Here is a 23,293-nt window from a genome sequence, read left to right as displayed (position 1 = left end):
TTTTGTCAACAAGTCCTTTGTCCGTTACAAATAATCAGATGGAAGAGAATAAAAGATTAGTAAAGGTGCCGACCATGGCCCAGATGGCTGCCAATGGCGAGGAACCAGAAGTGCTTTTTTGGGTTGGCTGTGCCGGCTCCTTCGACGACCGCTATAAAAGAGTTACCCGTGCCTTTGTGCAGATTCTGGAGCACGTAGGCGTGAAATACGCTGTACTAGGCACCGAGGAAAGCTGCACCGGCGAGCCCGCCAAGCGTGCCGGCAACGAGTTCCTGTTCCAGATGCAGGCACTTACCAACATAGAGGTGCTGAACGCTTACAACGTGAAGAAGATCGTAACGGCTTGCCCGCACTGCTTCAACACCATCAAAAACGAGTACCCGGACCTGGGCGGAAACTACGAGGTGATCCACCACTCCACGTTCCTGCAGCAGCTCATAAACGAAGGCAAGGTGAAGGTGCAGGGAGGCGAGGCTTTTAAAGGCAAGCGTATTACCTACCACGACTCCTGCTACCTGGGCCGCGCCAACGATATCTATGAGGCGCCGCGCGACGTGCTGGCGGCCCTGGATGCCGACCTGGTGGAGATGAAGCGCAGCCGCGCCAACGGCCTGTGCTGCGGTGCCGGTGGCGCCCAGATGTTTAAAGAGCCGGAGCCAGGCAGAAAAGACATTAACGTAGAACGTACGGAAGAGGCGCTGGCCACACTAGGAGCCGGTAACGGCGTGATCGCTACGGCCTGCCCGTTCTGCATGGTGATGATGAACGATGGCGTAAAGAACAAGGAGCAGGAAGAAAGCGTAAAAGTGTTCGATATCGCCGAGCTCATTGCCCAAGCCGAAGGGCTTTCTAAATAATTGTTGCTTGCTGCTAGTTAGTTGCTGTGGGGGTATACTTCATAGAGCGATGAATGAGCAACAATCAACAACCAATAATTCAACAATTAATTATGTATATTCCGTTTGACCAACTGCCCCCGCAGGCGCGTATCTGGATTTACCAGGCCAGCAGACCTTTAACGGAGGCGGAGCAGACTGACATAGAGCCGCTGCTGGAGCGTTTTGCTACCGAGTGGAGCAGCCACGGAAAAGGTTTGCAGTCCTCGGCGGCGCTGCTGCACGGGCGATTCCTGGTGCTGGCCAACAACGAGGAGGCAACCGCCGCCAGCGGTTGCTCTATAGATGCCTCAGTGCGGTTTGTGCGGGAGCTGGAGCAGCGCTACGGGCTGTCGTTTATGGACCGCACGCAGCTGGCTTTCGAGAAAGAGGGGGAGGTAGCGCTGGTGAGCATGCCAGAGCTGAAAGGCAAAGTAGCCGCCGGCGATATTAATCAGGAAACTTTATACTTCGATACGCTTATAACCCATTACGGGGAGTTGCAGCAGGCATGGCCACGGCCGGCCGGCGACAGCTGGCTTTCCCGCTACTTCTGATCCGGCTAACCTTAACCATACTTGTTCATGCACAACATGCTTCGATTAAAGCCCCTGGCAAGACAACTGCAATACACCGGTTTTATAGTGCTGCTTTTGCTGGTGCTCAGCAGCTGCGCCAGCCAATACCTAAGCAAAGGCGACAAGCGTTTTGGGCAGGAGGAGTATGAGCGGGCCATAGAGTTCTACAAGCAAGCCTTGGGCAAGACTGGCAACGCCGGCGAGGTGAACTATAAGATAGCGGAGGCTTACCGCCGCTCCAACCGCCTGGCTGAGGCAGAGCCCTACTATAAGGCCGCCATAGACGCCAACTACCGGAAAGAGGACGCCTATTTTTACTACCCGCTGGCCCTGAAGGCAAACGGAAAGTACGAGGAGGCGCTGCGCCGCATGGGCGAGTATGTGCAGGTGGCCACTACGCCACAGCTGCGCTCCATGGCGGTGCGCGAGCTGGAGAACCTGCAGCAGCTAAACGAGATACTGGGCCTGGGCGAGCGCTTTAAGGTGCAGAACCTGGAGGCGCTGAACACCGACGGTTCTGAGTTTGCCCCCTATGTGTTGGGCAACGAGCTGGTCTTCTCCTCCACACGCGGCCCCGGCAAAGAGTACCTAGGCAATGGCGAGGGTCTCTTGGACATCTACACCACCACCCTCACCGACTCTGCCGCCGAGATGGGCGGTGCCGTGCACAAGTATGAAAGCATCAACAACACGGAGCTGCACGAGGCCTTCGCCACCTTTACCAACGATGGCGGCACCATGGTGTTTGCCCGCGGCAACGAGGGCACCAAAAAGGGCCGCCGCAACGTGGACCTGTTCGTGACGAACCGCCGCGCCAACGGCTGGACGGAGCCGAAGCTGCTCAGTATAAATGATCCCGAAGCTTGGGACTCTTCCCCGGCCTTTACCCCGGATGGCAAGACGCTGTACTTCTCCTCTAGCCGCAGAGGAGGCTTGGGCGGCACCGACATCTATAAATCAACCCTAGACGATAACGGCCGCTTTACGGCGCCCGAAAACCTGGGGCCAGGCATCAACACACCCGGCAACGAGAGCTTTGTCTCGGTGGGGCCGGATGGCACAGTGTACATTGCCTCTGATGGCCTGCCAGGCCTGGGCAATCTCGACCTGTTCCGCATCGAGAACGGTAAGCCGGTGAACCTGGGCAGGCCCGTAAACTCTCCGGGCGATGATTTCGGGATGTACTTTGTGAACGAGCAGTTTGGCTTCTTCTCGTCTAACCGCGATGGCGGCAAAGGCGGCGACGACCTATACCGCTTTGTGCGCAGCGACCGCAAGCTGGTGAAGTTCTTCGTGGACGGCACGCTGTACCAGTTGCGCGAGGGCGCCCGCCAGCGTACGGCAGTACCAAACAACACCGTTATACTGCAGGATGAGACGGGCAAGCAGATTGCCATGGCCAGCACCGATGCCGAGGGCAAGTTCTCCTTCCCGCTCGACTCAGCCTCTACTTATTCTCTAGTGGCCGAGAAGCCAAACTTCTTCACCGCCCGCCAGCGTGTGACCACAGAAGGCAAAATGCCGCCCCAAAGCGAGCTGAAAGACCCTATAAACGAAGTGCGCCTGACGGCTACGCTGGTGCTGAACGAGATTGTGAAAGAGAAGCCGATTGTACTGGAGAACATCTTCTACGACTTCGACAAAGCCAACATCCGCCCGGACGCAGCCGTGGAGCTGGACAAGCTGGTGCAGATCCTGCTGGACAACCCCACCATTTCCATAGAGCTTAGCTCCCACACCGACGCCCGCGGCTCCGATGTCTACAACCAGGACCTGTCGCAGCGCCGAGCCGAGTCTGCCGTGGAATATATCATCTCAAAAGGGATTGATCGCTCGCGCATCACCGCCAAGGGTTACGGCGAGAGCCGCCCGGTCGTGAAAAACGCGAAGACCGAGGAGCAACATCAGCGCAACCGCCGCACCGAATTCAAAGTGGTACGTATACAGGAGTAATCAGTGTAGCGCTACAAGGAGAGGCCGCATGAGTTTATACTTGTGCGGCCTTTTTTATGCTTGCTTCTGCTGATGCTACGCCAGTCGCCATGAAACTTATACTTGAGCCAAAGCAGTTACAGGCTCCCCTCCTTAGCTAAGCAGCAAATCCCAGACTTGCTTCGAGAAAAGGGTAGGGGCGGCACTGCAAAACTCTCGCTAAACAAAAGCGCCATCCAAAGTATAAACTACTTCCCGAACGTGTACTTCAGGCCAACGCTCAGTGTGTTATGGTTATTGTCGTTAATGGCGTTGAACGTGTGGGCGTTAAAACGGATCAGCGTATGGCGGTAGTCCACGGAGATGGCCAGCGGCAGTTTCGGGAAAGTATACTCAATGCCGATGGAAGTGAGGGCCACGGCACGTACCACCATGTCCTGCTTCTCGTTAAACAGGCCGCGTGTGCTGCCCACGGCTCCAATGCCGATGCCTGCGTAGGGCCTGATGCGGCTGGAGGTGAGCAGCTGCGGCTGCCACAGGTAGTGCAGCGAGGCCTGGTAGGCGCCTTGGTACTGCCACTGCCCCACCTGCAGCTCCAGCGCCGACTGTGGGCTAACGAAGCGCTTCAGGCGAAGCTCGGAGGAGAAGCCGGATGGGCCGCCCCAGGTGGAGTGGAGGCCGAGAGAGGTTTTATAGGGCGCCATAGCCCGGGGTTTAGAAGTGGGAGCATCGTCTTGTGCCTGCGCAGGAGAGGAAAAGTAGGAGAGGGCACCCAGCAGCGGGAGCAGCAGTTTCGTCTTCATAGCTACATTAGTTTATGGTTATACTTATATATCGTTGACCCCTGCCGTGGCCGAACCGTTGCAACCTCCATCTTTTAAAGTATAAAAGTGGCCGCTGCTGTCGCGAATGCCGTTCCCTTTGTTAAATTTGTAGGCAAATCTCCTGAAACTATGGAAAACAGATATTTGCGCCGCGGCGTATCCGCCTCCAAAGAGGATGTGCACAACGCCATCAAGAACATCGACAAAGGACTCTTCCCGAAAGCTTTCTGCAAGATCATCCCCGACATCCTGACGGGAGACGAGGACTACTGCGCCATCATGCACGCCGATGGGGCCGGCACCAAGTCCTCGCTGGCCTACATGTACTGGAAAGAGACTGGTGACCTGAGCGTGTGGAAAGGCATTGCCCAGGATGCGGTGGTAATGAACACCGACGACCTGCTGTGTGTGGGTGCTACCGATAAGATCCTGCTCTCCTCCACCATCGGCCGTAACAAGAACCTGATACCCGGCGAGGTGATTGCCGCTATCATCAATGGTACTGAAGAGGTGCTGCAGATGCTGCGTGACAACGGCGTGGGTATTTACAGCACTGGCGGCGAGACAGCAGACGTGGGCGACCTGGTGCGCACCATTATCGTGGACAGCACCGTGACGGCCCGCATGCGCCGCGACGAGGTGATCTCAAACCACACCATACAGCCCGGCGACGTGATCGTGGGCTTCGCCTCTTACGGGCAGGCCACTTACGAGACAGAGTATAACGGCGGCATGGGCAGCAACGGCCTCACCTCGGCCCGCCACGACGTGTTCCATAAATACCTGGCCGCCTCCTACCCTGAAAGTTATGACCCGGAGCTACCCGTAGACCTGGTGTACTCGGGTAACCTGCGCCTGACCGATGTGGACCCTGAAACAGGCATAGAGGTGGGCAAGTTGGTGCTCTCGCCAACGCGTACTTATGCGCCAATTGTTATGGAGATTCTGAAGCAGCACCGCCAGAACATACATGGCATGGTGCACTGCTCTGGCGGCGCCCAGACCAAGGTGCTGCACTTCACCGAGAAGGTGCACATCATCAAGGATAACCTGCTGCCGGTGCCGCCGCTGTTCCGCATCATTCAGGAGCAGAGCCACACCGACTGGAAAGAGATGTACAAGGTATTTAACATGGGCCATCGCCTGGAGATCTACCTGTCGGAGAAGCATGCGCAGGATCTGATCAATATCTCGAAAAGCTTCGGCGTGGAGGCACAGATTATCGGCCGGGTGGAGAAGAGCAAAGCCAATGAGCTCACTATCCGCAGCCCATATGGCGAGTTCTACTACGAAGGCTAAATCATACTTAACTTATACTTTGCAAGCGCCACAGGTACAGCACCTGTGGCGCTTGCTTTTTTCAGGGGCTGATGCTACAAAAGACTGAGGAAATGCCATTGCAAAAGTAGCTTTCTTGGCAGTAATGGCATTCTATAAAGTATAGCGAGATGGAAAATTCGCTCAAACCGATGTGACAAAAGGTAGTAAAATTACCTTGTTGTTATACTTTAATATAGGTATGTTTATAGGTGCTAAGCATTTATGTTCCTGTTGCCATACCTCAAATGAAAACAATCTTATTATCTCTTCTGCTGCTCATCTCATTTGCGGCAAAGGCCCAGTTAGTTGTCTCCAAAGACACCGCAACAGCCAAACAGCATTATATAGGTGTTACGGCAACTACAATGGGGTATAACCTCAAGTATAAGCAAGAGCCTAAAGGCGGTGATATTCATACATACGGGGTAGTGCATATCGGTTATAAGCTAAACAACAGAGCAAGAGTGCAGGCTGGTTTTTCTTATGGTACGGCCAAGATAGACCATGGCTATGTTTATGTAGAGGCCGAGGACAGGCTGATCTATTATGATGAGGTGGCCCGAACGCGAGGGGTTGCCATGCCAATCACGGTTGAGTATATACTGTTCTACCCTTTCAGGCGACTGCAGTTTTACGGCACAGGTATGTTCACGCCTATCTACAGCACTACAAGGTTGGAGAAAACAGAACGGCGGGATGAGGTAACCACTGTTACTTATGATGAAAAGGCTTCTGGCTTCAATGCCTACCTCACGGCCGGATTTGGAATTGGCTATCCGGTAAGCAGGCGATTGAATGCTTACTTCAACTACTACATGATCAGCAGGAGCTTTAATAATGGGCTGAGGAAAAAAGATGAGCATCCATACCCGGGTTCTTTAGCCATTGGCCTGCACTATAACCTTCACCTGAGGCGGGAGAAGTAAATCAGCAGCTAAAAACCAAACTGGCACAATAATTGGCTTCAGGCAAGTATAAGCAAAAACCTATACTTGCCATGAAAAAGCTTCTACTACCGTTCCTGCTCGTGCTGCTGGCGCTGCCGGTTTGGGCACAGGCCTCCATACTTACTTTTACCGCCGAGCGCGGCGAGTCTTTTCAGGTTAGGGTGAATGGGCACACTCTTAACCGCTCCTTTACCAATTATGTGCGCCTGAACGACGTGCGGCCGGGCGAGCACTATATCGAACTTCGCGTGCGCAGCCGGCACGGCGTGTATAAAATGGGGCAGAACATACTTGTGCCGCACGGGGTGGAGGCAAACTATGGCGTGCGCACCCTGGGCCGGAGCGGCAAGGCTTACCTCAAGCTGCTGAGCGAGGTGCCGCTGAGGCCGGTCATAGTCCCCGCACCGCCGCTACCCCGCTACCCGGACCATCACCGCCACGACGAGTACTGCGGCCACGACCGCTATGATGATCGGTACGACGACCGGTACAAAGATGACCGCTACCGCGATGACTACTACGATGGCAATTGCCGCAACCTGCTTTCCGGCCGTGAGCTGGACCGCCTGATAGATGCCATGCGCCACCGCGACTTCGAGAGTACCAAGTTAAGTATAGCCCGCGACGCCTTGCGCGGTAACAGCATCATGGCCGACGACCTGAAGCGCCTGCTGCAGCAATTCGATCATGAAAGCACCCGCATAGAGTTCGCCAAGTATGCCTACGACTACCTCTGCGACCGCGACCGCTTCTACTACATCTACGACGCCTTCCGCCACGACAGCAGTGTGCGGGAGCTGGAGGAGTATGCCAGAAGGAGAAGGTGAGAAGCGTTAGAGATTTGAGGAGTTAGAGCGTTCAAAGTTTAGTGTGAGATATGTTGGAGCGGCGCTAGCTATACTGGCGCCGCTCTTTTTGTCTGTGTCTCTCCAAGGCAGGAGTTTTGCAGTGCCAATTCCAACCACCCCTGCCCCTCCCTGTCAAAGGAGAGGAGCTCTGTCCAAGCTCCGTCTGCCTTAGCTATCGAACTTGTTCCCAGCCCTTGGGTTGAGCGCCTTCTAGATTTCCGGTGCCGAGCGAGAGCGAGGCATTGCGACGTTAGGAGCAAAGGAAATGTAGACAGCGCGATGCCCTTATCGAGGGCCCCTACCCACAAGGCGAGGCCACCCGGCCGGGAGGGAGCCAAAGCCAGAAATGAAACTATAGGCTTATGGGAACTAGAGGATCAGCGGTGGTTTGGAAAGGTTAGCTTGTTTCAAGTAGATTGGCTATGGAAGACACAAGCGGACGCTTGCGCCAGGTAAGCATAAAGTATAGTCGAAGCAAGTATAAAGTATACCCTTTACACGTGTAACAGCCCTTAAAATACAGCAAAGGCGGGTGCCGCCGAAACAACACCCGCCTTTGCTATACTTTGTCTTCACACTACCTCAACCTATCCACCGACCTTACTAAATTCTCATCGCGGCGGATAAAGCGGTTGGCCAGGGAATTAAGCACCAGCGCCAGCAGCGGCATGTAAAAGCCCGCCTCGTAGGTGCCCTTTTCGCCGGCTACTACCAGGTCAGCGCCTACAAAGTAAGCATAGTACAGCATCGTGCCGAGCGTCGCCAGAATAAGCAGCGTGTTCAGCAGGCCAAGCTTCATCTGGTTCAGGCGGCTCTTGTACTGGAAGATTTCATAAATGGCGATAACAGCGGCGGCAATGGCCAGCATGCCGATGGCAATGGTGCCTTGCTGCGGCACGTTACCCACCTCGCCCGGCTCTCCCTGCTCCGTCAGGAAGTATGACTTCAGGTTCCAGGCAGTCAGCACCACCTCCTCGCCCGTGGTTGGGTCGGTTTTAGACCATAGCGGCAGGAACAGCATCGCGATCAGGGCAATGGCCAGCAGGGCCAGAAATACGGTTTGAATTCTTTGTATCATGTGATGGTTAAATTATCTTGCAAGAGTTGCAAAATTAGACAAAGACCTGTAAAACTAAAATTAAGATGAGCACTGCTTATATAGTTGATATACTCAGAACCCCTGTCGGCAAGTTTGGCGGCACCCTCAGCACCGTGCGCCCCGATGATATGGCGGCGCTGGTGATGAGAGAAATCGTGGCCCGCAACCCCAACCTGGACCCCGCGCTGATTGAGGATGTGGTGATGGGGGCGGCCAACCAGGCCGGCGAGGATAACCGCAACGTGGCCCGCATGGCGCTGCTGCTGGCGGGGCTGCCGCAGGAGATAGGCGGCGTAACTGTAAACCGCCTTTGCGCCTCTGGCCTGCAGGCTATCATAGACGCCGGTCGTGCTATTACGTGCGGCGATGGCGATGTATATCTGGCTGGTGGCGTGGAAAGTATGACGCGTGCCCCCTTCGTGATGGCCAAGGCCGAGGCAGCCTTCTCGCGTTCTGCTGAAATCTACGACACCACCATTGGCTGGCGCTTTACCAACCCGGCCCTGGCCAAGTTGCACTACCCGTTCGGCATGGGCGAGACAGCCGAGAATGTGGCGGAGCGCTACGGCATTTCACGTGAAACCCAGGATGAGTTCGCGCACCAGTCTCAGGTAAAGTATAAGGCTGCCGCTGAGGCCGGTAAGTTCAGGGATGAGATTGTGCCGGTGCGCATCCCGCAGCGCAAAGGCGAGGACATTGTCTTCGATACAGATGAGCACCCGCGCCTTTCGTCTGTAGAGAAACTGAGCTCGCTTAGCCCCGCCTTTAAAAAAGAAGGCTCGGTGACGGCCGGTAACTCTTCGGGCATTAACGATGGCGCGGCCGTGTCTATCATCGTGAGCGAAGAGGTGCTGAAGCGCTACAACCTGACGCCAATAGCGCGTATCGTGTCTGCTGCCGTGGCTGGTGTGGATCCGGCGCACATGGGCATGGGCCCGGTGCCGGCTACCCGGAAGGCCCTGCAGCGTGCCGGGCTAAGTATAAACGACATCGGCCTGGCTGAGATAAACGAGGCCTTTGCCGCCCAGGCCGTGCCGTGTGTGCAGCAGTTGGAGATAAACCCAGAGATCGTGAACGTGAACGGTGGCTCCATTGCCATTGGGCATCCGCTGGGGGCAAGCGGCACCCGTATCTCCGCCACGTTGCTGCACGAAATGAAGCGCCGCGACAACGTAAAGTATGGCCTGGCCACCATGTGCGTGGGCGTGGGGCAGGGCGCAGCTGTTATTTACGAAAAAGTATAAATCACACAGCCCTCACGGCGTCTTCCAGACCTGTGGGCATGTTGTGGAGGCAAAGTGTAGGAAGCGGGGTTGCTCAAAGTACGGGCAGCCCCGCTTTTATTTACATAGTAGCCTGTCGCCTGAATGAACTTAAGGAGGAGTAAAAACCTTTTCATTGAACGAAGGGGCAAAGACATGCTTCCTAAGAAGGTAAAACAATCGGAGTGACGAACAACAACAATAAGATAGATAACACCTTTATCGGGGTAGACTTAACTCCGGTTAGTGAGGAGGAAAGGCTCCAAAAGTTGAGAGAGTACGAAATACTGGACACGCCGCAGGAAGGCGCCTTTAACCATATAGCCGCGATGGCTACGCACATGTTCAACGTCCCCATTGCCCTGGTATCTTTGGTAGATGCGGACCGGGTTTGGTTTAAGGCTAATGTGGGCATGCCAGGTGTAGCAAGTGTGCCGCGGGGCGAGAGCCTGTGTTCGCTGTCGGTGCTAAGCGAGGAGCCCGTTGTGTTTCAGGATGCCCTAACAGAACCATGCCTGCTGGCAAACCCGCTCGTAACGGGCGGCTTCGGCCTGCGCTTTTATGCCGGGGCGCCCCTGGTAACGGCAGATGGGCTTAATATCGGCACGTTCTGCCTCGTGGACAAGGAGCCGCGCCAATTCTCGGAGAGCGACCAGAAAACGCTGGAAAACCTGGCCTCCATTGTGATGGACGAAATAGAGCTCCGCTACCTGAGGCGCAAAGTTAACGGAGCGGACACAAAGGCGTAAGCAGGCATCCCTTACCGTATTATTCAGAACCCGTGGGCATAGCAGGCTTGCGGGTTTTATTTTTATCTTTGCCTTATGCGGTATTTTTTAGAGATAGCTTACGACGGAACAAGGTTTCATGGGTGGCAGGTGCAGCCAAACGCCCTGTCGGTGCAGGAGGTGTTAGAGGATAGTTTAAACAAGGTGCTGCGCGAGCCTGTCAGCACCACCGGCAGCGGCCGCACCGATACGGGGGTGCATGCCAGCCAGCAGTTCGTGCATTTTAACGCGCAGCAACCCCTAGACCCGCAGCAGGTGGTTTACCGCCTCAACCGCATCCTTCCGGAGGATATCTCCGCCGTGGACTTATACCTGGTGCAGCCTGATGCGCACGCCCGCTACGATGCCTTTGCCCGCACTTACCATTACCACATCACCCTACGCAAAAACCCCTTTAAGCGCTACCACGCATGGTACCACAGCCGCCCTTTGGACGTGGAAAAGATGAATGAGGCCGCCGCCATACTGCTTAAGTACGAGGATTTTACTACCTTCAGCAAAGTAAAGGGCGATACCAAGCATTACCGTTGCAACATGTATGAGGCCGTGTGGCGGCAGGCAGGGGAGGAGCTGCAGTTTACCATACGGGCCAACCGTTTTTTGCGGGGCATGGTGCGCCTGATCGTAGGCACGCTGGTAGATGTGGGCCGTGGCAAGCTAACGGTGCAGGAATTCGAGCAGATCGTGGCCAGCCAGGACAGACGCAGGTCCAGCGGGGCAGCGCCATCTGAGGGGCTGTATCTGGCTAAAGTAGAGTATCCATCAGAACTATTTATACCTTAAAACTAATCAACCTTTAACCCATAAATCTAACCTTATGCAACTGGAAGAGGACCATCTGGGGCCGCACCTAAACGGAAAGCACGTGCGGCCAGAGAGTTTAATGATGAGCTACGGGTACAATCCCGAGTGGTCGGAAATGGCCGTGAAAGCCCCTATTTACCAAACATCCACCTTTGTCTTTAAAAATGCCGAGGAGGGCAAGGCTTTTTTTGAACTGGCCTACGGCCTGCGCGAGAAGAACGCCGAGGAGCAGTTGGGCCTGATCTACAGCCGCCTCAACAACCCCGACCTGGAGATACTGGAAAACCGCCTCCGCTTCTGGGACGGTGCCGAGGAGGCAGCAGTGTTTGCCAGCGGCATGGCTGCCATTAGTACCACGCTACTAGCCCTGCTCAAGCCTGGTGACGTGATCCTGCACAGCGAGCCAATCTACGGTGGCTCCGACTACTACATCAAGAACATCCTGCCCAAGTTCGGCATCCAAAGTATAGGCTTCCAGGCTTGTGCCACGACCGAAGAAGTAGCGCAGTTGCTCGAAGCCTCTGGCGTGGCCGACAAGCTGGCGATGATTTATATTGAGACGCCTGCCAACCCTACCAACCACCTGGTGGACATAGAGGAATGCGTGGCCCTGGGCCAGAAATACTCCACCGCCGATAAGAAAGTAGTGGTGGCCGTGGATAACACCTTTCTGGGGCCGGTGTTCTCGCACCCGCTCAAGCATGGCGCGGACCTGGTGTTATACTCCGCCACCAAGTACATCGGGGGCCACTCCGACCTGATTGCCGGTGCCTGTGCAGGATCTGCCGCGCTGCTGAAGCAGGTGAAGGGCATGCGCACCTTTGCCGGCTCCATGGCCAGTCCCTGGACCGGCTGGATGCTGATGCGCAGCCTGGAGACCCTGAAGATCCGCATGGAGGCGCAGGCCCGTGGCGCAGAAGTGGTAGCCAACTACCTGAAGCAGCACCCGAAGGTGGAGAAAATCTACTACCTCGGCGACCTGCAGGACAACCCGCGGCAGCAGGCCATTTACCAGAAGCAGTGCACTGCCGCCGGCTCTATGATCTCCTTTGATATCAAAGGCGGTGAGAAAGAGGCCTTCAAGTTCCTGAACAGCCTGCGTCTGATTAAGCTGGCCGTAAGCCTGGGCGGCACCGAGTCGCTGGCCGAGCACCCCGCCTCCATGACCCACTCCGATATCTCCCCAGCTGACCGCGCCAAAATGGGCATTGGTGAAGGCATGGTGCGTATCTCGGTAGGCGTGGAGCATCCGGAGGACATTATCTCCGATGTGGAGCAGGCGCTGGCAAAAGTAGAAATAGCTGTAGCAGCCGAAGTATAAAGTATAGATTCTGAAGTATAGAAAAAGGCCGGAGCTAAGTATAGCTCCGGCCTTTTTTGTTTTAACTGGTGCGGGAGTCGCTCCCGTGTCAAAGTATAAAAGCGAATCTCCAGATTCGCTTTCTGCAGCACCGGTTCCAACCACCCCTAGCCCCACCTTAACCAAGGAGGGGAACTATACTTGTTCCACAGCAAAGGCAGTGGCTATCGAAATATGGACCCAGTCTTTGGGTTGAGCGCCTTCTAGATTTCCGGTGCCGAAGGCATTGCGACGCAGGAGCAAAGGAAAAGCTCCTAGCGCGATGCCCTTATCGAGGGCCCCTACCCCCAAGACGAGCCATCTCGGGTTGGAGAGCAGAAAGCTGGCTATGAAAAGAGCCGCTTGTAAGGCTGTGGATAAGCAGTAGCTAGTAAGGACGCCTTGGTTCAAGCAGTGGGAAGCAGTGGCTAAAGTATAAGAAGGCACAAGCCGACGCTTGCGCCAGAGAAGTATAAAAAGTACATCCAAAGTATAAGTATGGCTCTTGAAGCCAGTTAAGTCGGAGACCCAACACCCCTAAGCAGGATAAAAGGCCAGAGACTTGCGCCAAAAGGAAACAGCGAAGTATAACCTCCCCTTCCACTACAAATCCTGAAAATCCTGCTCCAAAACCATTAACTTTACAATCGGTTAAACAATAGCGCTCGTACAGAGGAGACAGTGCAGCAGCATTAACCACACTTTAGCAGAAGCATACTTTTGGAAGATACACCTAAACAAAGCGGTAAAGTATTCGATTCGGACGTGCTGAAGCGGCTTTTCACGTTTGTGAAACCCTATATCAGGATATTCTACTTTATCGTGTTCCTGACCTTTGCCTCGGCCATATTGGCTGCGGTGCGCCCCTTCCTCATTCAGTATACCGTGGACCACGAGATTCTGAACAACGATTGGGAGGGCCTGAACCGCATGTTCGTGATTTTGGGCGTGTTGCTGGTGGTGCATGCCATTGTGCAGTACCTGCATACCTACTTTGCCGGTTGGCTGGGCCAGCACGTGGTCCGCGACATCCGGATTGTGCTTTACCGACACATCCTCAACCTGCGCCTCAAGTTCTTCGACCGTACCCCCATTGGCACACTCGTAACCCGCAACGTGTCTGATGTGGAGACGCTTTCTGATGTGTTCAGCGAGGGCCTGGCGGCCATGATTGGCGATATCCTGCAGCTGGTGTTCATCCTCGGCTTCATGTTCTATATCGATTGGGAGCTGGCCCTGGTGAGCTTGTCTACCTTCCCGCTCATGCTCATCAGTACCTACATCTTTAAGGAGAAGATCAAGAACACTTTCCAGGAGGTGCGCACAGCGGTGGCGCGGCTCAACTCTTTTGTGCAGGAGCATATCACGGGCATGAGCATCGTGCAGATTTTCACGAACGAGAAGCGGGAGATGGAGAAGTTCAAGGAAATCAACAAGGAGCACACGCGCGCCAATATTCGGTCCGTTTTATACTACTCGGTTTACTTCCCGGTGGCCGAGATTATCGGTGCGGCAGGCCTGGGCCTGCTGGTATGGTATGGCGCTTACGGCGTGATAGAGGATGAGATTACGCTGGGCACGTTGATGGCGTTTATACTGTACATTCAGATGTTCTTCCGCCCGATCCGCATGATAGCCGACCGCTTCAACACGTTGCAGTTGGGCGTGGTAAGCACCGAGCGCCTCATGCGCCTGCTCGACAGCAAGGAGATGATCCCCGACAACGGCACCTACGCCCCAAAGAAAATAAAGGGAAGCGTGCGTTTCGAGAACGTGTGGTTTGCCTACAAAGACGAAGACTGGGTGCTGCGCGACCTTTCATTTGAGGTAAAGGCGGGCGAGACGGTGGCTTTCGTGGGGGCAACGGGGGCCGGAAAAACCTCGGTGATCAACCTGCTCAATCGCTTCTACGAAATCAACAAGGGGCATATTGTGGTGGATGGCCACGATCTGCAGGAGTACGACCTGAGCGTGCTGCGCCACCACATTGGCGTGGTGCTGCAGGATGTGTTCCTGTTCTCCGGAAGCATTGCCGATAACATCAGCCTGGGCAACAAAGCCATCACGGAGGAGCAGATGTGGCACGCTGCCGACCTGGTGGGGGCGCGTAAGTTCATTGAGCGCCTGCCGGGTGGGCTGCACTACCAGGTAATGGAGCGTGGCGCCACCCTGTCTGTGGGCCAGCGGCAGCTTATCTCCTTTGTGCGGGCGATGGTGTATAACCCGGAGATCATCATCCTGGACGAGGCCACCTCCAGCGTAGATTCCGAAACCGAGGAACTGATACAGTACGCCATAGACCAGCTCATGCACGGGCGCACCTCCATTGTCATCGCACACCGCCTCAGCACCATTCAGAAAGCTGATAAAATCATTGTGCTGGACCGCGGCGAGCTGAAGGAGATAGGCAACCACGAAGAACTGCTGGAGAAAAACGGCTATTACGCCCAGCTGTACCAGATGCAGTACAAGAACATGATCGATTTATGAAAAAACTTTTCTACGTAGTGGCAGCCATTGCCATTCTCCTGCTGGTGTTTTATACTTACCTGGGCGGGTTTGCAGCGCCGGATGTTACCCTTACCACTTCTAAGCCCATGCATGTGGCGGGGCAGCTGTTTGAGGGGTCTGTAGAGGATGAAACGCTCGGCAACGCCTTTCAGCGAGTGTCGCAGGTGCTGGAGCAGAAGGAGCTGGAGGGATACCCCGGCAACATCTACTACAACGACCCTGACAAAAGCGGCGACAGCATCCGCGCCTTTATCGGTGTTATCATCCCTGACTCCGCCGCCAAACTACCCGAGGGGTACACGCTGCGCACGGTGCCTGGAGGCCGTAAGGTGGTTCGGGCCGAGGCAACGGCCAGCATAGCCCTGCTGCCTAAGAAGCTCTACGCCGCCGTGTTCGACTACGCCAAGGAGGAAAAACTGAAGCTGGAGGAGTTCTACGTGGAGTGGTTCCCGGAGGATGACAAGGGCGTGCTGGAGGTGCCGGTAAAGGAGTAGCCCTATACTTGCAAGTATAGATTTATACTATATATTTGGGAAGAGAGGACCCATACTTCACCATCCCCTCGGAAACCACAGCGTTTATACTTTGGGCAAGAAAGCAGAGGCTAAAAAAGAGCTGATCCTAGAGGCAGCCAAAAGCGTGTTCGGTAGGCTAGGCTACAGCAAGGCCACCCTCGACGATATCGCTGCGGCCATTGGCATGAAGAAGCCGTCGCTGTACTACTACTACAAAAGCAAGGAGCTGCTTTACATCGAGGCGTTCTCGCAGGAGTGGAAGGCCCGCCTTTCGCACATCAAGCAGCTGGCTGAGCACGAGCCTAACCCTCATAAACGTCTGCTGTTATACATTCAGTCCTCGCTGCGCTACTACCAGGAAATCGTGTCGGAGCACACGATCTCTATCAAGGTACTGATCGAGACACGCGCTATGTTCCAGGAGCTGTTCCGGGAGTCCAGGGGCAAGGAGGCGAATTATTATGCCACTGTGATAAAAGAAGGCATTTCTAAAGGCGTCTTTATCCCCTGTGAGGCAGAGCGGGTGGGTTATTCCATGATGGTGGTAAAGGACCTGATCCAGTTCGAGGAGTTTCAGCGCGCCGATTTCCACCAGTTGCCTTCCATTGACTTCGAGAAAATAGAGCGGGATGTGCTGTATACCATCAACCTTATCCTTAACGGCATAGCAGTGCCGGGAGAAGGATAAGGTACAAAAAAAGCGGCACTTACTGTGCCGCCCGCAATGCATCTAATTTAGCCCGTAGGGCGTCTACATCCGGTTTATGGCCTTTGGCTATCTCAGCTGCTTCCAGCTCAATCAGCATGTCCTTCATCTGCCTCAGGTAAGCAGCCTTGTCTTTCTTCAGGCAGTCTTTCTTGTTTGGCTCGTGGCAATGGCCGTTCTCATCCATGGGCTTAAACATGCTGCCCTCGCCGTAAATAAGCCATTGCGGGTTCAGGTCCTCAAAGTGCTTTACAATAGCTACCAACTCGTCTAGCACGATATTGCAGCCATTAATAATATGGGTGAGGGTTTCTTCGTCGCTGCCGGTGATGGACTTGAGGTCTTCCATTTCCAGTTCCTTCAGGTTGGTGTAGAACCTAAACCTTTTACCAATTTGCTGTAGGTCAATAGCCATATGCAGTGCGTTTAGTGGGTGTAAAAGTGATAGTAAATTTGCTATACGTAAGCATAACAGATTTTGCCCTAAAAAAATCCCACAAGCTATCTTTGGCAAGGCGAAGTAGCCTCAGAAATGGCCAACGGCACCTAAAAATCGGTAAAGTCGCTATACATCCTCCTGCTGCAGCTGGCGCTCATACAGCTGTTTGTACAGCCCGTCCTGGTTTATCAGCTCCTCGTGCGTGCCGTGTTGCACAATCACGCCATCGTCCAGCACCAGTATCCGGTCTGCCAGCTTCACCGACGACACCCTGTGCGAGATAATGATGCTGGTGCGGTTCTGCATGATGCGGCGCAGGCTGTTGAGGATAGCGTTCTCGGTCTTGGTGTCTACGGCAGAGAGCGAGTCGTCGAGGATAAGGATGCTTGGCTCCCGCACCAGCGCCCGCGCAATGGACACGCGCTGCTTCTGCCCGCCTGAAAGCGTAATGCCGCGCTCGCCCAGCTTGGTGTTAAAGCCCTCCGGGAAGCGGGCTATGTTTTCATACACGTCAGCGTCCCTGGCGGCCTGCACCATCTGCTCCTCGGTTATACTTGGCAGGCCAAAGCCGATGTTGTTGCGAATCGTGTCGGAGAACAGGAACACGTCCTGCGGCACATAGCCGATCTGGCTGCGCAGGCTATCGATGTTGTAATCGCGCACATCCACACCGTCTATCAATATTCGCCCGCCCGTGACATCGTACATGCGCGGCAGCAGGTTGGCGATGGTGCTCTTGCCCGAGCCGGTGTTGCCGATCACAGCCAGCGTTTCGCCGTGCCTGATGTCAAACGAGACGCCCCTGAGCGCATGGATGCCGGTGTCGGGGTACACGAAGTCCACGTTCTCGAACCGGATGTCGCCGATAATTTCCCTGCTGATGTTCTGGCGGGTAACGATGTCGTTTTTGGTGTTGAGGAACTCGTTGATGCGCTCCTGCGAGGCGGCGGCGCGCTGCACCAGGCTGGCCGTCCAGCCCAGCGAGGTTACCGGCCAGGTTAGCATGTTCACGTAGATGATGAACTCAGCAATATTACCCGTGGTGATACTTCCTTTGATCACCTCCTGGCCGCCAATGTAAATGGTGATGATCGTGCTCAGGCCCACCAGGAACAGCACCAGCGGGAAAAAGAGCGAGTTTACAAAGTTCAGCTCCAGCGATTTGTCCTTGTAGGTGTTGCTGGCCGTGGTGAAGTTGTTGTGCGAGTCGTCCTCCCGCACAAAAGATTTGATCACCCGGATGCCCGAGAAGGCCTCCTGCACAAAGGTGGTGATGCCTGAGAGGCTGCGCTGTATCTCGTCGGACTTGCGCTGGATGATGTTGTTGACGTAGTAAATGCTGATAGCCAGGATCGGCAGCGGGATCAGCGTGTACATGGTCAGCTTCACGTTCACCGACAACATGTAGGGGATCACCATCAGGAAAAGGATCACCAGGTTGATGCCGTACATGATGGCTGGCCCCAGGTACATGCGCACCCGGCTCACGTCCTCTGAGATGCGCGCCATCAGGTCGCCGGTGTTGTTCTTGCGGTAGAAGCTGAGCGGCAGGCTCTGGTAATGGGCGTAGATCTCGTTCTTCAGGTCGTTCTCCACCAGGCGGCTCATCACGATAATAGTCTGCCGTACAAAGAACAGGAACACGCCCCGCAGCAGCGCCATTAAGAGTATGATAACGCCATACACCAGGATGCTTCTGGAGAAGATGTCGTAAACCACCTCCTGCTGCGCCATGCCTCCGAACAGGCCGTGCAGGTTTATACCCTCCTTTATCAGGTTAAAGGCGTGGCGCACCACCTGGGCCGGCAAAATCTGGAAGAAGTTGGAGATAATGGTAAACACAAGCCCCAGCAGGAGCCTGTACTTATACTTAAGAAGGTATTTATTTAGATATCGTAACGATTTCACAGTCAGAACTTGATGCCTTTTGCGCTTTTACGCAGAGATAGCCCCTGCAAATTGAAATAACCAAAAAAAGATTTAATTTTGCTGCGCGAAAAGGGGAGGGCTATATCTTACCTCCCCCCTTCACAAAGATAGAACAACCCCTAATCAAAACTATCAATGGTGGAATTAAAAGAAGTTGAAGTGAAAAAAGACAAGTCAGTCTTTGATCAGATATCAGAACACAACCATGAGAAAGTTGTTTTCTGCCACGACAAAGAAACTGGTCTGAAGGCTATCATCGGTATACACAATACCGTGCTTGGCCCCGCGCTGGGTGGTACCCGCATGTGGTCTTACGCTTCCGAGGCAGAGGCGCTGGACGACGTGCTGCGCCTGTCCAGAGGCATGACCTACAAGGCGGCTATCTCTGGCCTGAACCTGGGTGGCGGTAAAGCCGTGATCATCGGCGATGCCAAGAAAGACAAGAGCGAGGCCTTTATGCGCAGATACGGCCGCTTTGTGAAGAACCTGAACGGCGCTTACATCACGGCTGAGGACGTGGGCACCACCACCAAGGACATGGAATACATCCGCATGGAGACGGAGCACGTGGCAGGCCTGCCTGAGTCTATGGGCGGTAGCGGCGACCCTTCTCCGGTAACGGCATACGGCACGTACATGGGCATGAAGGCTGCTGCTAAAAAAGCATTCGGCTCAGACTCGCTGGAAGGAAAGAAGATCTCTGTGCAGGGCGTGGGCCATGTGGGAGGTTACCTGGTGGAGCTGCTTGCCAAGGAGAACGCCGAAATCTTCATCACCGATATCTATGAGGACCGCCTGCGCGAGGTGTCTGGCAAGTACGGCGCCAAAGTGGTAGGTATGGATGAGATCTACGACCTGGACGTGGACATCTACGCTCCGTGCGCACTGGGCGGCACCATCAACGACGACACCCTGAACCGCCTGAAGTGCCAGGTTATTGCCGGCTCGGCCAACAACCAGCTGCGCGATGAGCAGGTGCACGGCCCTGCGCTGATGCAGAAAGGCATCATCTACGCCCCGGACTTCCTGATCAACGCCGGTGGCCTGATCAACGTGTACTCTGAACTGATCGGCTACAACCGCGAGAGCGCCTATGCCCAGACAGAGCGCATCTACGGCTATACCCTGGATATTTTTGAGCTTGCCGAGAAAGAAGGCATCCACAACCAGGCCGCTGCCGTGAAAATGGCCAAGAAGCGTATCGAGAGCATCGGCAAGGTGCGCTCCACTTACTAAGCCCTACAGCTTGTAACCATACTGTTAAAAGACAAAAGTGCTGCATTGACCTGTGGCACTTTTGCTTTTCGCCCTCATACTGCGGAACTATAGCCTGCATTCTCCGCTTTTACGTAGCAGGAAACACAAAATTACCGGGCACTGTGCCCACACAAGTATACTTTACCAACACACGCTCTTTAAAATAAGAATATGCTCAACCGCAGAACACTACGAATTAAGGCGATGCAGGCCATTTATGCCTATCAGCAAGCCGTAGGTTCAGACTATCTGCTGGCCTTAGACCAGATAAACGAGGATTTTGCCCCCGACCTGAACTCCATGGAGGTGCAGGACCGAAAGCTGCTCGAAGGCAGAAAGCAAATGGCCACGCTGATGTTCAAAGAATGGTACGAGAAGCAGGAATTTGATGCTGAAGGTGCCGACAAGGATGTAATAGATGCGGTGAACAGAGCAATCGTGTTCTACAAAAACGCCACCAAGAAAGACTTTAAATACTACGGCAACCAGATGCTGAGCGCCGTGGAGCGCATTTACGACCACTACCTGGGCACCCTGCAGATACTGGAGGTACTGGTGAGCCTGATAGAGGAGGAGGAAGAGAAAAAAGTCAACCGCTTTACCGCCGCCGAAGGTCCGGATGCCACCGCCTTCCTACGCAACAAGGTAGTGCAGCGCCTGCTGCAGAGCAAGTCTTACCAGGAAAGCATCATCCGCCGCAACATTAGCTGGGGCTCCGATATCAGCGAGATCCGCGCCGTTTACAAGAACATCCTGAAGAAGGATGAAGTGTTTCTGGAGTATGTAAAACAGCCTGAGCACACCCTGGAAGAGGACGCTGAGGTGGTGAAACATATTTTTAAAAACATTATCTTTAAAGAAAAAAACTTACAATCTTTGTTTGAGGAGCAGGATTTGAACTGGGTGGAGAACAAGTCGATTGTAAGAAGCCTGGTGAACAAAACTGTTAAGATCTTTGCCGAGGAGGCCGAGGAAGACAAGCAACTGCTGGACCTGTCGGCCAACTGGGAAGACGATAAGGCCTTCTTTGAGGACCTATACTTCCAGACGGTGGAGCAGGACGAGAAGTATGAGGCCATGATCGCGGCCAGTGTGAAGAACTGGGACGTGGAGCGTGTGGCCCTACTCGATAAGATCATCCTGAAGATGGCCCTCAGCGAGATGTACATCTTCCGCAGCATACCGGTAAAGGTGACCATCAACGAGTACATCGAGATCTCGAAGCTGTACAGCACCCCTAAGAGCAAGCAATTCATTAACGGTGTGCTGGACAAGATGGCACAGGAGCTGGCGGCCAAAGGCGAAATCCGCAAGTCGGGCCGTGGCCTGATAGACAACAAATAAGCCGGGTCTGGTAAAGGCGGCCTTAAGGACGGTTTCTCCGTAGTAAGAGAAAAAAAGTTTGTACCCGATTTATAAAGAATACAAGAACTATGAGCAAGAAGACAAGTGCAATGCTGGCTTTTGTTTCCGGCGCCGCTGTAGGAGCCGTGGCCGGTATCCTCTTTGCCCCCGAGAAAGGCCGTGAAACAAGATACTGGCTAAGCTACCGCCTGGAGAAGTACCGCGACACCCTTTCGGACCTGCTGGAGCAACTAATTGCCAAAGGCGAAAACATGCCGACCACGGCAAAGTCTGAGGGACAGCGTGTGATACAGGACGCAAAAGAGAAAGCGGAGAAGCTGCTTGGCGACGTAGACTCACTTATCAACGAAATAAATAGCCGCAAAGAACTATAAGCATGAGACAAGTTACCCTTATTCCTGGCGACGGGATAGGACCGGAGATCACAGAAGCTGTAAAAGCTATCTTTAGTGCTGCCAACGTGCCCGTGCAGTGGGAAGAAGAAAACGCTGGCCAAACCACTTTCGACGCTATCGGTGAGTTGATCCCGACCACTCTGATCGCTTCCCTGAAGAAGAACAGAGTAGCGCTGAAAGGACCTATCACTACGCCAGTGGGCAAAGGCTTTAAAAGTATAAATGTGCAGCTGCGCCAGATGTTTGACCTGTACTCTAACGTAAGGCCGGCCAAGACTACCAAAGGCATCGAGACGCGCTTCGACAACGTGAACTCTGTACTGTTCCGCGAGAACACCGAAGGGCTTTACTCTGGCCTGGAGATGTTTGACGAGCGCCTGCAGATCTCTGACTCAGTGGCCCGCCTCACGCGCGTAGGCTGCCAGAAGATTGTCCGCGCCGCTTTTGCCTACGCTGACAAGCATGGCTGCAAAAAAGTGACGGCCGTGCACAAGGCCAACATCCTGAAGAGCGCCGGCGCCCTGTTTCTGGGCGTGTTCAACGAAGTTGCAAAAGAGTACCCGCACATCCAGGCCGACGACAAGATCATCGACAACATGTGCATGCAGCTGGTGGCAAAGCCAGAGCAGTTCGACGTGATCGTGACCACCAACCTGTTCGGCGATATCCTGTCTGACCTGTGCGCAGGCCTGGTAGGCGGACTGGGCGTGGTGGCCGGTGCCAACATCGGTGACGAGATGGCTATTTTCGAGGCCGTACACGGATCAGCCCCGGACATCGCCGGCAAAGGCATCGCCAACCCGACGGCCCTGCTGCGCTCCGCCATCATGATGCTGCACCACATTGACCTGAAAGAAGAGGGCAACCGCATTGAGGCTGCTTTGGAGGCTACACTGGCTAACAAAGAAGAGTGCACCGGCGACCTTGGCGGCAAGGCCAACACGATGCAGTTCGCGCAGAACATCATTTCGAAACTTTAATCTATTAGCATACTGATCATGAAAAAGAATCTGTTTCTGGTAGCAGGTATGGCTGTAGCCATGCTTGCCACAAGCTGCGATAACAACCAAGCCGGCAACGATACAGTAGCTGAGAACACAACGGCCGCCGAGGCGCCTGTTCAGCCGATCGAAAACCCGAACGTGGTGGCTACCGCTGCAGACGGAGGCGAAGCGGCAACTGCTGAGAACGCTGCCGTGATGACGTTTGCAGAAACCGAGTACGACTTCGGTACGATCAAGCAGGGCGAGACGATTGAGCACACCTTTGAGTTCACCAACACCGGCAGCACGCCGCTCGTTATCGAAAGCGCTACGGCTACCTGTGGCTGTACAGTGCCAGAGTGGACCAAGACCCCTGTTGCTCCAGGCGAGAAAGGTAAAGTGGCAGTTAAGTTTAACAGCACCGGCAAGATGGGGCAACAGCAGCCAACGGTTACCATTCGTGCCAACACAGAGCCCAACATCGTGCGCGTAGCCATGAAGGGTAATGTAGAAGGCAGCAGCATTCCGGTAGCTGGATCAGACGGCCCGGTACGCCGCAACTAATCCATACCCTATA

General features: G+C 54.5%; 22 protein-coding genes. 18 read left to right on the top strand and 4 right to left on the bottom strand.

Annotated features, from left to right (window positions below):
- Nucleotides 1-38 precede the first annotated feature (38 nt).
- From PXG97_RS13635 to PXG97_RS13625, 3 genes are all read left to right on the top strand, one after another.
- Nucleotides 39-857, top strand: coding sequence for a (Fe-S)-binding protein (locus PXG97_RS13635; protein WP_276498313.1), 819 nt, complete (start codon nt 39-41; stop codon nt 855-857).
- A 92-nt stretch (nt 858-949) separates the two neighbouring features.
- Nucleotides 950-1,432: a hypothetical protein gene (locus PXG97_RS13630; RefSeq protein WP_276498312.1), complete on the top strand. Its 483-nt coding sequence runs from the start codon at nt 950-952 to the stop codon at nt 1,430-1,432.
- Nucleotides 1,433-1,468: 36 nt separating this feature from the next.
- Entirely contained in the window at nt 1,469-3,406 is a 1,938-nt protein-coding gene (locus PXG97_RS13625; protein WP_276498311.1) for a CHU_0125 family OmpA-like outer membrane integrity protein, read from the top strand.
- A 227-nt stretch (nt 3,407-3,633) separates the two neighbouring features.
- On the opposite strand, the gene PXG97_RS13620 is transcribed toward PXG97_RS13625, so the two are convergent.
- Nucleotides 3,634-4,188, bottom strand: a complete 555-nt coding sequence (locus PXG97_RS13620; protein WP_276498310.1) for a porin family protein — start codon at nt 4,186-4,188, stop codon at nt 3,634-3,636.
- Between the two features lie 150 nt (nt 4,189-4,338).
- Here PXG97_RS13620 and PXG97_RS13615 point away from each other — a divergent pair, with 150 nt between their 5' ends.
- From PXG97_RS13615 to PXG97_RS13605, 3 genes are all read left to right on the top strand, one after another.
- A complete protein-coding gene (locus PXG97_RS13615; protein ID WP_276498309.1) occupies nt 4,339-5,508 on the top strand; it encodes an AIR synthase related protein in 1,170 nt (389 codons plus the stop codon).
- Nucleotides 5,509-5,774: 266 nt separating this feature from the next.
- A complete protein-coding gene (locus PXG97_RS13610) occupies nt 5,775-6,455 on the top strand; it encodes an outer membrane beta-barrel protein (protein WP_276498308.1) in 681 nt (226 codons plus the stop codon).
- 71 nt (nt 6,456-6,526) lie between these two features.
- Nucleotides 6,527-7,303, top strand: a complete 777-nt coding sequence (locus PXG97_RS13605) for a proline and serine-rich protein 1 family protein (protein ID WP_276498307.1) — start codon at nt 6,527-6,529, stop codon at nt 7,301-7,303.
- Nucleotides 7,304-7,901: 598 nt separating this feature from the next.
- Here PXG97_RS13605 and PXG97_RS13600 read toward each other — a convergent pair.
- On the bottom strand, nt 7,902-8,402 hold the full coding sequence (locus PXG97_RS13600) for a DUF4293 domain-containing protein (protein WP_276498306.1): 501 nt from the start codon (nt 8,400-8,402) through the stop codon (nt 7,902-7,904).
- Between the two features lie 65 nt (nt 8,403-8,467).
- Between PXG97_RS13600 and PXG97_RS13595 the strand changes: the two genes are divergently transcribed.
- The 7 genes from PXG97_RS13595 to PXG97_RS13565 all read left to right on the top strand — a co-directional run bounded on the left by PXG97_RS13595 (nt 8,468) and on the right by PXG97_RS13565 (nt 16,330).
- Entirely contained in the window at nt 8,468-9,667 is a 1,200-nt protein-coding gene (locus tag PXG97_RS13595; RefSeq protein ID WP_276498305.1) for a thiolase family protein, read from the top strand.
- 203 nt (nt 9,668-9,870) lie between these two features.
- Nucleotides 9,871-10,434, top strand: coding sequence for a GAF domain-containing protein (locus PXG97_RS13590; RefSeq protein ID WP_276498304.1), 564 nt, complete (start codon nt 9,871-9,873; stop codon nt 10,432-10,434).
- A 75-nt stretch (nt 10,435-10,509) separates the two neighbouring features.
- Nucleotides 10,510-11,256: a tRNA pseudouridine(38-40) synthase TruA gene (gene truA, locus PXG97_RS13585; RefSeq protein ID WP_276498303.1), complete on the top strand. Its 747-nt coding sequence runs from the start codon at nt 10,510-10,512 to the stop codon at nt 11,254-11,256.
- Between the two features lie 34 nt (nt 11,257-11,290).
- Nucleotides 11,291-12,598, top strand: coding sequence for a cystathionine gamma-synthase family protein (locus tag PXG97_RS13580; RefSeq protein WP_276498302.1), 1,308 nt, complete (start codon nt 11,291-11,293; stop codon nt 12,596-12,598).
- Between the two features lie 738 nt (nt 12,599-13,336).
- Nucleotides 13,337-15,106 carry an ABC transporter ATP-binding protein gene (locus PXG97_RS13575; RefSeq protein ID WP_276498301.1) on the top strand — a complete coding sequence of 590 codons (1,770 nt, stop codon included), beginning with the start codon at nt 13,337-13,339 and terminating at the stop codon, nt 15,104-15,106.
- Nucleotides 15,103-15,621 (top strand): GyrI-like domain-containing protein, encoded by a 519-nt coding sequence (locus tag PXG97_RS13570; protein ID WP_276498300.1) that lies wholly within the window; start codon nt 15,103-15,105, stop codon nt 15,619-15,621. The genes PXG97_RS13575 and PXG97_RS13570 overlap by 4 nt, the downstream gene beginning before the upstream one ends.
- Before the next feature lie 91 nt (nt 15,622-15,712).
- Nucleotides 15,713-16,330 carry a TetR/AcrR family transcriptional regulator gene (locus PXG97_RS13565; protein WP_276498299.1) on the top strand — a complete coding sequence of 206 codons (618 nt, stop codon included), beginning with the start codon at nt 15,713-15,715 and terminating at the stop codon, nt 16,328-16,330.
- 19 nt (nt 16,331-16,349) lie between these two features.
- Here the strand turns inward: PXG97_RS13565 and PXG97_RS13560 are convergent, their stop codons facing one another.
- Both PXG97_RS13560 and PXG97_RS13555 read right to left on the bottom strand, forming a co-directional pair.
- Entirely contained in the window at nt 16,350-16,763 is a 414-nt protein-coding gene (locus PXG97_RS13560) for a hypothetical protein (RefSeq protein ID WP_276498298.1), read from the bottom strand.
- 150 nt (nt 16,764-16,913) lie between these two features.
- Nucleotides 16,914-18,695, bottom strand: coding sequence for an ABC transporter ATP-binding protein (locus PXG97_RS13555; RefSeq protein ID WP_276498297.1), 1,782 nt, complete (start codon nt 18,693-18,695; stop codon nt 16,914-16,916).
- A 156-nt stretch (nt 18,696-18,851) separates the two neighbouring features.
- On the opposite strand from PXG97_RS13555, the gene PXG97_RS13550 reads away from it, so the two are divergent.
- The 5 genes from PXG97_RS13550 to PXG97_RS13530 all read left to right on the top strand — a co-directional run bounded on the left by PXG97_RS13550 (nt 18,852) and on the right by PXG97_RS13530 (nt 23,280).
- Nucleotides 18,852-19,952, top strand: coding sequence for a Glu/Leu/Phe/Val family dehydrogenase (locus tag PXG97_RS13550; protein ID WP_276498296.1), 1,101 nt, complete (start codon nt 18,852-18,854; stop codon nt 19,950-19,952).
- 192 nt (nt 19,953-20,144) lie between these two features.
- Entirely contained in the window at nt 20,145-21,317 is a 1,173-nt protein-coding gene (nusB, locus tag PXG97_RS13545; RefSeq protein ID WP_276498295.1) for a transcription antitermination factor NusB, read from the top strand.
- Nucleotides 21,318-21,406: 89 nt separating this feature from the next.
- Entirely contained in the window at nt 21,407-21,712 is a 306-nt protein-coding gene (locus PXG97_RS13540) for a YtxH domain-containing protein (protein ID WP_266203713.1), read from the top strand.
- Between the two features lie 2 nt (nt 21,713-21,714).
- A complete protein-coding gene (locus PXG97_RS13535) occupies nt 21,715-22,713 on the top strand; it encodes an isocitrate/isopropylmalate dehydrogenase family protein (RefSeq protein WP_276498294.1) in 999 nt (332 codons plus the stop codon).
- A gap of 18 nt (nt 22,714-22,731) precedes the next feature.
- On the top strand, nt 22,732-23,280 hold the full coding sequence (locus PXG97_RS13530; protein WP_276498293.1) for a DUF1573 domain-containing protein: 549 nt from the start codon (nt 22,732-22,734) through the stop codon (nt 23,278-23,280).
- Nucleotides 23,281-23,293: the final 13 nt, after the last annotated feature.

It is taken from the genome of Pontibacter litorisediminis (assembly GCF_029360645.1).
Classification (GTDB): Bacteria; Bacteroidota; Bacteroidia; order Cytophagales; family Hymenobacteraceae; genus Pontibacter; species Pontibacter litorisediminis.
Note: the sequence above shows the minus strand (reverse complement) of the source record. Positions and strands in the feature narration are given on the sequence as shown.